This is a genomic window from Mesorhizobium mediterraneum (genome assembly GCF_002284565.1).
Lineage (GTDB): Bacteria > Pseudomonadota > Alphaproteobacteria > Rhizobiales > Rhizobiaceae > Mesorhizobium > Mesorhizobium mediterraneum.
The window spans coordinates 184,404-196,114 of the sequence record NZ_NPKI01000032.1 but is presented as its reverse complement, the minus strand read 5'-3'; the positions used below and the strand labels follow the sequence as shown (position 1 = coordinate 196,114).

General features: G+C 63.6%; 10 protein-coding genes. 3 read left to right on the top strand and 7 right to left on the bottom strand.

Annotated elements, in window-relative coordinates:
* The first annotated feature begins 24 nt into the window (after positions 1-24).
* The gene (locus tag CIT25_RS24735; RefSeq protein WP_029348816.1) at positions 25-705 is read left to right on the top strand and encodes an amino acid ABC transporter permease; all 681 of its coding nucleotides are present in this window, start codon (positions 25-27) and stop codon (positions 703-705) included.
* Positions 702-1,475: an amino acid ABC transporter ATP-binding protein gene (locus tag CIT25_RS24730; protein ID WP_095487364.1), complete on the top strand. Its 774-nt coding sequence runs from the start codon at positions 702-704 to the stop codon at positions 1,473-1,475. The genes CIT25_RS24735 and CIT25_RS24730 overlap by 4 nt, the downstream gene beginning before the upstream one ends.
* Positions 1,476-1,579: 104 nt before the next feature.
* Here CIT25_RS24730 and CIT25_RS24725 read toward each other — a convergent pair whose 3' ends face one another.
* The 5 genes from CIT25_RS24725 to CIT25_RS24705 all read right to left on the bottom strand — a co-directional run bounded on the left by CIT25_RS24725 (position 1,580) and on the right by CIT25_RS24705 (position 8,110).
* The gene (locus CIT25_RS24725) at positions 1,580-2,161 is read right to left on the bottom strand and encodes a CarD family transcriptional regulator (protein ID WP_027152934.1); all 582 of its coding nucleotides are present in this window, start codon (positions 2,159-2,161) and stop codon (positions 1,580-1,582) included.
* A 366-nt stretch (positions 2,162-2,527) separates the two neighbouring features.
* Positions 2,528-2,866, bottom strand: coding sequence for a ferredoxin FdxA (fdxA, locus tag CIT25_RS24720; RefSeq protein WP_095487362.1), 339 nt, complete (start codon positions 2,864-2,866; stop codon positions 2,528-2,530).
* 149 nt (positions 2,867-3,015) lie between these two features.
* Positions 3,016-3,402 carry an RNA-binding S4 domain-containing protein gene (locus CIT25_RS24715; protein WP_095487360.1) on the bottom strand — a complete coding sequence of 129 codons (387 nt, stop codon included), beginning with the start codon at positions 3,400-3,402 and terminating at the stop codon, positions 3,016-3,018.
* 15 nt (positions 3,403-3,417) lie between these two features.
* On the bottom strand, positions 3,418-6,831 hold the full coding sequence (locus tag CIT25_RS24710) for a helicase-related protein (RefSeq protein ID WP_095487358.1): 3,414 nt from the start codon (positions 6,829-6,831) through the stop codon (positions 3,418-3,420).
* A 685-nt stretch (positions 6,832-7,516) separates the two neighbouring features.
* A complete protein-coding gene (locus CIT25_RS24705; protein WP_095487356.1) occupies positions 7,517-8,110 on the bottom strand; it encodes a TetR/AcrR family transcriptional regulator in 594 nt (197 codons plus the stop codon).
* Between the two features lie 82 nt (positions 8,111-8,192).
* On the opposite strand from CIT25_RS24705, the gene CIT25_RS24700 reads away from it, so the two are divergent.
* A complete protein-coding gene (locus CIT25_RS24700) occupies positions 8,193-9,440 on the top strand; it encodes an FAD-dependent monooxygenase (protein WP_245329982.1) in 1,248 nt (415 codons plus the stop codon).
* A 99-nt stretch (positions 9,441-9,539) separates the two neighbouring features.
* Here the strand turns inward: CIT25_RS24700 and phbB are convergent, their stop codons facing one another.
* Together phbB and CIT25_RS24690 are read right to left on the bottom strand one after the other, a co-directional pair.
* Positions 9,540-10,265: an acetoacetyl-CoA reductase gene (gene phbB, locus CIT25_RS24695; RefSeq protein ID WP_095487354.1), complete on the bottom strand. Its 726-nt coding sequence runs from the start codon at positions 10,263-10,265 to the stop codon at positions 9,540-9,542.
* A gap of 204 nt (positions 10,266-10,469) precedes the next feature.
* Positions 10,470-11,654 carry an acetyl-CoA C-acetyltransferase gene (locus tag CIT25_RS24690; protein WP_095487352.1) on the bottom strand — a complete coding sequence of 395 codons (1,185 nt, stop codon included), beginning with the start codon at positions 11,652-11,654 and terminating at the stop codon, positions 10,470-10,472.
* Between the last annotated feature and the right edge of the window lie 57 nt (positions 11,655-11,711).

The following is an 11,711-nucleotide window of genomic DNA, read 5'->3' as shown; positions in this document are numbered from 1 at the left end:
GGCAATCTCGCAAGGAGGGTTTTCGTGCCGCATTGGCTGCAATTGATGCTGGACTCGTTGCCGACGCTGTTGTGGGCGGCGCTTATCTTTACCGTGCCGCTGACGCTGCTGTCGTTCGCCTTCGGGCTGTTCGTTGGGCTGGTCGCGGCGCTGGTCCGGCTGTTCGGCCCGAAGCCGCTGGTCGCCGTGGTTCGCTTCTACGTCTGGATCTTCCGTGGCACGCCACTTCTGGTGCAACTCTTCCTGATCTTCTACGGCCTGCCTTCGGTCGGCATCCTGCTCGACGCTTTTTCAGCCGCGTTGATCGGCTTCACGCTCAACATCGGCGCCTATACGTCGGAAATCATCCGCGCCGTCATAGGCTCGGTGCCGAAGGGGCAGTGGGAGGCGGCCTATTCGATCGGCATGACCTGGAGCCAGGCGATGCGGCGCACCATACTGCCGCAGGCCGGCCGCGTCGCGGTGCCGCCGCTATCCAACACCTTCATCTCGCTGGTCAAGGATACATCGCTGGCCGCCGCCATCACCGTGCCGGAGATGTTCCAGGCGGCGCAGCGCATCGTCGCCACCACCTATGAGCCGCTGATCCTCTATATCGAGGCGGCGGCTCTCTATCTGGCGCTGAGCTCCGTGCTGTCGGCATTGCAGACGCGCTTGGAAAAGCGGCTCAACCGCTATGGCGGCTTCCTGGAGGCGCGCTCATGATCGGCCTCACCGACATCGAGAAGCGCTTTGGCGACAACCTCGTGCTGAAGGGCGTGACCGTCACCATCGAGGAAGGCAGCGTCACCGCCCTTGTCGGTCCCTCGGGCGGCGGGAAAAGCACGCTGCTGCGCTGCATCAACCTGCTCGAGATCCCGACTTCGGGCACGGTGCGCATCGGCGACGACGCGCTCGAATTCCAACCGGGCGGCAAAGTTCCCGGCAGGGCCATCCAGCGCCTGCGGTTGCAGACGGGCATGGTGTTCCAGAATTTCCAGCTGTTTCCGCACCGCACGGCGATCGAAAATGTCATGGAGGGGCTGGTGACGGTGCTGAAATGGCCGACGGCGAGGGCGCGCGAGCGGGCGCTCGCCCTGCTCGAAAAGGTCGGCATGGCGCACAAGGCCGATGCCTGGCCGGCGACCCTGTCAGGCGGCCAGCAGCAACGCGTGGCGATTGCCCGGGCGCTGGCGCCGTCGCCGAAGGTGCTGCTGTGCGACGAGCCGACCTCAGCGCTCGACCCGGAATTGGCGCAGGAAGTGGTCGACGTGCTCAGCCAGCTCGCCCGCGAGGGCACCACCATGGTGATGGCGACGCATGATCTGCGCCTCGCCTCCAAGATCGCGCAGGAGGTGGTGTTCCTCGACGCCGGCGCCATCGTCGAGAAAGGCCCCGCCGCTGTTCTGTTCAGCAATCCGGAGCGCCAGCGAACCAAGCGGTTCATCGCGACGCTGAGGCAGGAGGCGGAGAAGGAAGGCGGCGGCGAAGATTAATGCATGCTGCCCCAAAAGGGCGTAGCGGTTTTGGCATAACGACATGCAAAAAACAAAAAACCCGGCGCGAGGCCGGGTTTTTCTGAATTCTAAGGCGAAAGCGCTCAGGCAGCTTCTTCCTGCTCGGCTTCTTCGTTGTCGGCCTTGGCGCCGCGCTTCGGACCCTTGTTGAGGTTCACCTCGATGAGGCGCACCGCTTCGGTTTCCGACATGCGGTTGACGGCCGCGATCTCTCGCGCCATGCGGTCGAGTGCCGCCTCATAAAGCTGGCGCTCGGAATAGGACTGCTCCGGCTGGTTGTCGGCGCGGTAGAGGTCGCGCACCACTTCCGAGATCGAGATCAGGTCGCCGGAATTGATCTTCGCGTCATATTCCTGGGCGCGGCGCGACCACATGGTGCGCTTGACGCGGGCGCGGCCCTGCACAACTTTCAGCGCGCGATCGACATAATCTTCTTCCGACAGCTTGCGCATGCCGATGGAGGTCGCCTTCGCAACCGGCACCTTCAGGCGCATCTTGTCCTTCTGGAAGTCGATGACGAACAGTTCCAGCTTGTGGCCCGCAACTTCCTGCTCGTCGATCGAGACGATCTGGCCGACGCCATGCGCCGGATAGACGATGTACTCGCCGGTCTTAAAACCGTGACGCGCTGCGCTGGACTTCTTCTGCGGGGTGATAGTTGCCATTACGCCATGAACTCCTTGGTGTGGTACCGGCATTCTGCCGGCCGAACTCGCGCGATCGGGTAACCGATCGTTAGCCGCGCAACGATGAACCCACCGGAAAAGCCGAGGCCGGCAAACCGCATAATTGCGATCGCCTGCCCCAGATCACTCTGGTCCGGATTGAGAAATTCACCTTTCAGTGATTTGGGGCGTTTGCGCCATAAATCGACGTTGTGTCACCGGCATGTTTGGTTGATGTAGCACAAAAAGTCGGAAGAATCAAGGTTTTGCTGCACGCGCGAAGGCCATGCGCCATCGCCGCCTGTCAAGGCGGTTAATGTGCCGTGCCTATTACGCGGCGTTATGCTGGCTGACTCAGCGGTCTTGTCAGTCGCCTTCGCCGGGCTCGGCGGAGAAATATTTCTCGAACTTGCCGGCCTCGCCATCGAAGGATTTGGCGTCGGCCGGCGGCTCCTTCTTGGCGGTGATGTTGGGCCATTTATCAGCATATTCGGTGTTGATCTGCAGCCATTTGTCGAGACCCGGCTCGGTATCCGGCTTGATCGCGTCGGCCGGGCATTCGGGTTCGCAGACGCCACAGTCGATGCACTCGTCGGGATGGATGACGAGCATGTTCTCGCCTTCGTAGAAACAGTCGACCGGACAGACCTCGATGCAGTCCATGTATTTGCATTTTATGCAATTGTCGGTCACGACATAGGTCATCAGTCGGCTCCGGGACGTCCCGTTTTTGTTGGGCTTTTTTGGTCAGGTAACGCCTTTACCCGCTGCTTGCAAGGGCAGCCATTGCCGCGCGACACCGATGTTCCGGAATGGAATTCCAGAGGGGCGATGCGGCTAAGCCCGGTTATGCGTCAGTCGTCGTCGAACAACCGGTCGGTATCCCGGCGTTCCTTCTTGGTCGGGCGGCCGCTGCCGGCATCGCGCAGCGCGGGAATCGCATCCGGAACGGCCTCGCCTTTTGGCACCGGCGGTGGCGACATATCCTCGTAAAGCAGGCGCGCTTCCTCGGCCGGGCCGCGCCGGCTCCCCGTGCCGAGCACCTTCCAGATGAAGATGCGTCGCTCAAGAGTGATGGTCAGGACGTCGCCGACCCGAACCATATCGGAGGCCTGCGCTGCTTTGTCGCGATTGATGCGGACGCGTCCGGCCACCACCAGCTTCGCGGCAAGCGATCGCGATTTCACCGCACGCGAAAAGAACAGCCATTTGTCGATGCGCTGGCGGGCATCAGTGACCATCGGAGCGAGCGGGGCTTACTTCTTCAGCTGGTCGCGCAACGCGGCGAGCTTGGCGAATGGAGAATCCGGGTCGAAGCGCACAGGACGCTCCTCGCGAGGCTTAGGCTGGAACGCGGGCTTTCCACCTGGCGCGCCACCCTTGCCGTCCTGCCTGCCGCCCTTCCAGTCAGGCCGGCTTTCGCGACGATCGGAACGCTCGCCCTGCGGCTTGCCGTCGCGCCGCTCTCCCGCCTCGCCCTGGGGCTTGGGCTTGAATTTGCTGCGGTCGAAGCGCGGCTTGCCGGCGCCGTCGCGGCGTCCTTCATGGGTGGGCCGGCTGCCTGGAGCGCCGGCCGGTTGTCCGCCGGTGGCATCTGCGGGCGCGTCGCCACGGCCGTCGCGCGCGGCTTGCCCGTTGCGCGGGCGATTGTCCCGTGAATTGTCACGGGGCCGGTTGTCATGGTGGCGGTGGCGCGGGCGCTGGTCGAAGCGGCCCTGCCGCCACAACAGAATGGGTTTTGGTTCCTCGGCCTCTGGAACAGCCTCGCCAGTGGCGGCTTCCGCCGCCGCGGCAGGCTCGGCCGAAACTGCTTCCGTTGCAGGCGAGGTTTCGGAAGCCGGCTCTGCCGGTGCGACCTCAACCTCGGCGGCTTCGGGTTCTGCCTCTGGCTGAGCCGCTGATACCGCAGGCACTTCAGCTGCGGTTTCCGCTGCAGGCAGCTCCTCTTCCGTGACCTCAGCCGGAGTTTCCAGCTGAGGTTCCGCGACAGGCTCCGCTTCGGTTGCGGGTTCCGCGGGAACTTCGGCTGTGGCCTCTGCCGCGGTAGCCGCTTCCGATTCCGAACTCTCGGCCGGCGCCTCGGCGGCTGTGTCCGCAATCGCGGCTTCCACTGCCTTGGCCTGCTCGGCTTGTTCTTGCGCCGCCTGCTTAGCCGCGGCGGCTTCACGCGCGGCATTGTCCTGTGCCTCGAGCCGCGCCTTCACCTCGGCCACCGGCTTCGGCTCGGCGCGATAGCCGAGACCTTTCAAAATCTCTTCCATGTCGTCGGCAGTGGCGCCGAGGATCGACATCATCGGCGGCGTCACCATGAAGGACTGACCGTCATAGGCGCCCTCGGGCCGCTGACCGAGGCCCGGCTTCCAGTTGGTTGCCGGCCGAATCAGATCGGCCAGCCGTTCAAGGATGTCGACGCGCACCGCGCGACGGCCGAGATTGCGGTAGCCGGCCAGCTTGTAGAAGGTCTTGTCGAAGGTGGGATCGATGACCACCGAGGTGCGGCCGGAGGCCAGCGCGTGAACCACGTCGCCAAAGCCGGGCTTGTCCTTGCCGTCGTTCCTCAGGGCCCATAACAGCGTCACCAGTCCGGCCGGGGCCGGCTTGATCAGCGCAGGCACGAAGACGTGGTAGGCGCCGAAGCGCACGCCGAGCCGGCGAAGGGCGGCGCGGCCTTCCTGGTCGAGCGACTTCATCTCCTCGGCGATGTCGCGGCGGTTGATGAGGCCGAAATGCTCGACGAGCTGGAAGGCGATGCCGCGGCCGATGCCGGTGATCTGCTCGGCGTTCTTGAGGTCGACCAGCGGCTTCAGCAAGGACTCGATCTGAAAATTGACGAAGCGCTCGGCGCGCGCCGCGACCTTGTCGCGGGCTGGACCGGTGAGCTGCTCGTCGGCCAGCAGCACAAGGCGCGGCTTCAGCGGCTCGTCGCCTGCGACCAGCGTGCCGATCGGCGCGCCGATCCAGCGCAGCGTGCCGTCGGAGCCGAGCGCGATGTCGCCGTTGGCCGAGGCGCCGAAGCGCTCGGCCCGCGCCTCGAATTCGGCTGCAAGCGCCTTTTGGGCTGCCGTGCGCACCGCCTTGGCGTCCTCGCCGCCGGCGCTCTGGTCGGCGGTGAAGCGGAACCCCTGCAGCTCGCCGACATGGTGGCCTTCGACGAGGACGGTTCCGGTTGGGCTAATTTCGGCTTCAGGCATGGTATTTTCTCTAAGGCGCCGCATGAGGACGGAAGTCCTGCGGTCTACGAAGCGTTTCGTCAACCGCTCATGCAGCGCATCCGACAATCTGTCTTCGATTTCGCGCGTCTTTTCCTGCCAGTGTGCCTGATCGGCCAGCCAGCCGGGCCGGTTGGAGACGAAAGTCCAGGTGCGGATCTGGGCAATCCGGTGCGACAGCGTGTCGATGTCGCCCTCGGTGGTGTCGGCACGGCGGACCTGCTCTGCCATGTAATTCTCGTCGACATGGCCATGCCTGGCAAGGTCCGTGTAGATCGAGGCGATCAGGTCGGCATGCTGGGCCGGCGCGATCTTCCTGTAGTCGGGGAGGGCACAGGCCTCCCACAGCAGCGCCACGCGCCTGGCGTCGGTGGCAAGCGCCCGGATGTCCTCGTCGCGGGACAAATGCTCGAGCGCCTGTGCATCCACTGCCGGCAGCGCACGGGTCAGGCCTTCGACCGGTGCGTTGGTCTCGATGGAGCGCTTCAGCGCATCGAGGCTGGCGAAATCGAAATGCGCGGTGCGCCATTGCAGCACCTTCACCGGGTCGAACTCATGCCCTTCGATCTTCTTGACCAGATCTTCGTCGAGCGGATCGACCTGGCCGGTGACGCCGAAGGTGCCGTCGCGCAAGTGCCGGCCAGCGCGGCCGGCGATCTGGCCGAGCTCGGCCGCCGTCAGGTTGCGATACTGGTAGCCATCGAATTTACGGTTCTGGGCGAAGGCGACATGATCGAGATCGAGGTTTAGGCCCATGCCGATCGCATCGGTGGCGATCAGGTAATCGACATCACCTGACTGGAACAGCGCCACCTGCGCGTTGCGAGTGCGCGGCGATAGCGCGCCGAGCACGACGGCCGCACCGCCCTGCTGGCGGCGGATCAGTTCGGCGATGGCGTAGACCTCGTCGGCGGAAAAGGCGACGATCGCCGTGCGCCGCGGCAGGCGGGTCAGCTTCTTCGAGCCGGCATAGGCGAGATGCGACAGCCGTGGCCGAGTCACCACCGACACGCCCTTCAGCAGACGCTGGAGGATGCCGTGCATGGTGGCCGCGCCCAGCAGCAGCGTCTCCTGACGGCCGCGCAGATGCAGGATGCGGTCGGTGAAGATGTGGCCGCGCTCGAGATCGCCGGCCAGCTGGACCTCGTCGATGGCGACGAAGGCGGCGTCGGTCTGGCGCGGCATAGCTTCCACCGTGCAGACCGAATATCTGGCGCCGTCGGGCTGGATCTTCTCCTCGCCGGTGATGAGCGCCACCTTGTGAGCGCCGACCTTCTCGCAGACGCGTGTATAAACCTCGCGAGCGAGCAGCCTGAGCGGCAGGCCGATAATGCCGCTTTCATGCGCCACCATGCGCTCGATGGCGAGATGGGTCTTACCGGTATTGGTCGGCCCGAGCACGGCAGTCACGTCGCGGCCCGACAGGATCAGCGGCTCAGTGTGTTTCGACTGGATGTTCATCGACCTGGAAATAAGGCTCTCTGCCTCGCGTTGTCGGGAGCGCGCCCCATGGTGGCGCGTGTGACAAGCGACACATAGGGATTTCGGGCGCGAAGCGAAAGCGGAATGTTCCAACGGCAGCTCGAAGGCTCCCGTCTGGTGTTGTCAACCGGTCCTGATTTAACAGTTGGAACGAGTCTGGAACGAATCAGCTACGAATCGCTGACTCTTGCTGATTCAGGGTTTGTTCACGGCTATATCTGGGTTTTTTGCCGGCGAGTCTCACCACATGCTGAATCGCTGAACTGGCCCGATTCATGCAGGGCGGACGTCGTCGTTAACATTTGCCGGTGAACGATCGGCGCAGGCCGGCAGGCGTCACCCAACATTATGAAATTATTGATCTTTCCTAACGCGCCTTAACGGTTCGAGGGGTGTTTTCAGCCTTTGTCGTTAACCTTCCGGTCAAAGCCGGAACGAAACGGCGACGAATCAGCGCTGGCGGAAGTTTCCCCGTTTGTTCACCCCAACATGTTGTGTTGTGAACAGGTTTTCCACCGAGAATCCACAGGCGGGAACAGGGTTTTGCACAGGCTGCGCGACCGCCGTTAACCTTTGCGTGCCGCTTCGGCACAAATCGGCCTCCCGCAATCGGTCGGCAGCAGTCGTTGCAGGACCAGACTCGGCCACCCGCTGAACGGCAGGTTCAAGATACGTCCTCTCCCACGACATAGCGCTGCAAAGTAGGGCCGATGTTCTGGATGATCTCGTCGTGGGACAGGGCGACGACGGGCGGAAGCCGCAGCAGGTATCGGCACATCGCCAAACCCAGCAACTGGCTCGAAACGAGCCCCGCCCGTCGGCCGGCGTCGGCGGGGTCGGCGGGGTCGGCGACCGCCGCGACCACCGGCCTCACCTGGTTGCCAAATACGTCGCGCAACTTTTCGGCAGCGAATTCGTTCGACGTCGCCGAACGCAGCAGAATGGCCATGCCAGGACCGCTGGCCGGGCTCTCCCAGATTTCGAGAAAACGCCTGATCAACGTTTCGCCGACGGCGTTTCGGTCGAGCACCCGCAGTGCCGGCAATTGCAAGTCGATTACCGCCGCCCTGGCGAACAGCTCGTCCTTGCTGCGGAAATAGCGGATCACCATGGCCGGATCGATCGAGGCATGCGCGGCGACGTCGCGGATGGAGGCGCCGTCGTAGCCGTGCTCGGCGAACAGAAGCCTCGCGGCCTTAAGGATTTGGGCGCGCGTGCGGTCCGACTTGCTGGGTTTCTTCGGCTGATTCTCGGTCATGAAAATTCATATGCCAACGACCGTTGACAAATGCAATAGGTCCAACTAGAAAGTCAACGATCGTTGACAAATGGAGAGAGAAATGTTGCCCGATACAACAGATACAACAGAAGTCCTGATCATTGGCGCCGGCCCGACCGGCATGGCGCTGTCCATCGTGCTGCACCAGGCCGGTGTCGATCATGTTCTGATCGACAGACTGGCGCAGGGGCTTCAGACCTCGCGGGCTGGCGTCATCCACGCCCAGACGCTGGAATCGCTGGAGCCTCTCGGCGTCACGCAGCGGCTGAGCGAACTTGCGCTGAAGCTGCAGAATTTCGCTATTCGCGACCGCAATCGGGCGCTGCTCAAGCTCGATTTCGGCAAGCTTCCGTCGAGGCATCCCTATTTGATGATGCTGCCTCAGAACCTGACCGAGCAGGTGTTCGCCGAACGGATTGCCGCCCTTGGCGGCGTGGTTCACCGCATGGTCGAGGCCAAGGCGGTCGTTCAGGGCGTTGACGGCGCGCGCGTGACGGTGGTCGAGAACGGCCTCGAGAAACTGATATCGGCGCGCTATGTCGTTGGTGCCGACGGCATGCACAGCCTGGTGCGTAAGTCGACCGGCATCGAGTTCGACGGCGCGGCCTATGACGCTTCGTTCGTACTCGCCGATGTTCGTCTCGACTGGCCGGTTGGGCCGACCGAAGTGTCGCTGTTCTTTGCACCAGCCGGGCTGGTGGTGGTGGCACCGCTTCCGGACGGATCATACCGGGTCGTCGCAACCATGGATGATGCGCCGGAAAAGCCCGAGGTCGCCGACATCCAGGCGCTGCTCGACAGCCGTGGACCGACCAAAAACAGAACCCGGGTGCTCGAGCTGTCGTGGAGTTCGCGTTTTCGCGTGCATCACCGCCTGGTCCGCTCGTACCGCAAGGACCGGTTGTTCCTCATGGGTGATGCCGCGCACGTGCACAGCCCGGCGGGAGGGCAAGGCATGAACACCGGCATCATCGACGCGGTCGTGCTTGGTCAGTTGCTTGGCGACGTGGTGAACGGCGTGCGCCCGGAAGCGGAGCTCGACCTCTACGAAGCGCTGCGGCGTCCTGCGGCCCAAGAGGTGCTTGAATTGGCGGGCACGATGACCGAGATGGCGCTTACCCGCAGTCCGGTGAAGCGGTTCGTCCGCAATCTCGTGCTTTCCGTGCTGAACCTCAACCCATTCCTGAAGCGTCGCATCGCCTTGAAACTGTCAGGCCTCAGCCGGGCGCCGCTTGCCCGCCTGCCCGCACACCTTCGCGCGAGCCAGGTCCGATCGCCCAGACCAAGCCTGCAGCCGAACCAGGGCTGAAGTTTGTCGCCTGACAGCCGCGATTATCCGGGCCAGCGTCGATCTTGCCCGTACCGGCCGCTGGAGTGGCAGATCAATTATCGGCGAGGAGCCGACGCCTCAGGCGATATACTGACCGCCATTGGCTGATATGGTCGAGCCGGTGATGAAGCCGGCATCGTCGGAAGCGAGGAAGACGACGCAGCGTGCGATCTCTTCCGGTTCGCCGAGGCGGCCGACCGGGATCTGCGGAATGACACGCTCGTTGAGCACCTTTTCATCCATCGCCCTGACCATCTCGGTGGCGATGTAGCCGGGGCAGATGACATTGACGGTGATGCCGGCCCGCGCCCCTTCCTGTGCGAGCGCCTTGGTGAAGCCGATGTCGCCGGCCTTCGACGCCGAATAGTTGACCTGGCCGGCCTGTCCCTTCTGGCCGTTGATCGAGGAGATGGTGATGACGCGGCCGAACTTGCGGTCGCGCATGCCGCCCCACAGCGGGTGCGTCATGTTGAAGACGCCCGACAGGTTGGTATCGATGACCTCTTTCCACTGCTCGCGCGTCATCTTGTGGAACATGGCGTCGCGGGTGATGCCGGCATTGTTGACCAGAACGGAAACCGGGCCGAGATCGGCCTCGATCTGCTTGATGCCGGCGGCGCAGGCATCGTAGTCGGCGACCGACCATTTGTAGACCGGGATGCCGGTCATCGCGTTGAATTTTTGCGCCGCTTCGTCATTGCCGGCGTAATTCGCGGCAACCCTGTAGCCGGCGTTTTTCAGTCCGATTGAAATCGCGGCGCCAATACCGCGCGACCCGCCGGTGACGAGTGCTACCTTTGTCATGCTGTCCTCCCCTTTCTTAATTCGTGCGTGGCAGGCGGGGAACGCTCTAACGGCGATTGAGCCCCGTTCGCCACCGACTATTTCACGGCTTGCCTGGTGCATGAACCCCGAAAATCGAAATCGATTTTTCGGAAAGGATTATGCGCAAGCTCAAAGTGCTACAGCGTGCGCGTCCCAAGGGACGCGCGGCGCTGTAGCCTGTCTTCACAGCGCTTCCACGCACATAGCAACGCCCATGCCGCCGCCGATGCACAGCGTGGCGAGGCCTTTCCTGGCATTTCTGCGGCGCATCTCGTAGACCAGCGTGTTGAAGATGCGGGCCCCCGAGGCGCCGACCGGATGGCCGATGGCGATGGCGCCGCCATTGACGTTGACGATGGACGGGTCCCAGCCCATGTCCTTGTTGACGGCGCAGGCCTGCGCGGCGAAGGCCTCGTTGGCCTCGACCAGGTCGAGGTCGCCGACCGACCAGCCGGCCTTGGCCAGCGCCTTGCGCGAGGCGGGGATAGGCCCGGTGCCCATGATCTGCGGGTCGACGCCCGCGGTCGCCCAGGAAACGATGCGCACAAGCGGCGTGATGCCGCGTTTTGCGGCTTCGGCTTCGGTCATCAGCACCACGGCAGCGGCGCCATCGTTGATGCCGGAAGCATTGGCTGCGGTCACGGTGCCTTCCTTGTCGAAGGCGGGCTTGAGCTTGATCATCGCCTCGATCGTGGCGCCGTGGCGGATGTATTCGTCCTGGTCGACAATGGTGTCGCCCTTCTTGCCCTTGACGGTGAAGGCAACGATCTCGTCCTTGAATTTTCCGGCCTTCTGGGCGGCCTCGGCCTTGTTCTGCGAGCCGACGGCGAATGTGTCCTGGTCGTCGCGGGTAATCTGGAACTGCCGGGCAACGTTCTCCGCCGTATTGCCCATGTGGTAGCCGTAGAAGGCATCGGTCAGGCCGTCCTTGATCATGGTGTCGATCAGCTTGAAGTCGCCCATCTTGACGCCGCTGCGCAGGTGCTGCGCATGCGGCGCCATCGACATCGATTCCTGACCGCCGGCGACGATGATTTTTGCATCTCCTATAGCGATCTGCTGCATGCCAAGCGCGATGGCGCGCAGGCCCGAGCCGCAGAGCTGATTGAGGCCCCAGGCGGTCGCTTCCTGCGGCACGCCGGCCGCCATCGCCGCCTGCCGTGCCGGGTTTTGGCCTTGAGCCGCGGTCAGGATCTGGCCGAGGATCACCTCATCGACCTCCTTGCCGTCGACGCCGGCACGGGCGAGCGCTTCCTTGACGGCGACGGCGCCCAGTTCATGGGCCGGTGTGTTGGCAAAGGCGCCGTTGAAGGAACCGACGGGCGTGCGCGCCGCACTGGCGACGACAATGGCATTGGAAGCGGGCATGTTCTTCTCCAGACTTCAGGGGTCGAATTTGAGGAGCGGTTAGGGACTTTTCTTGCC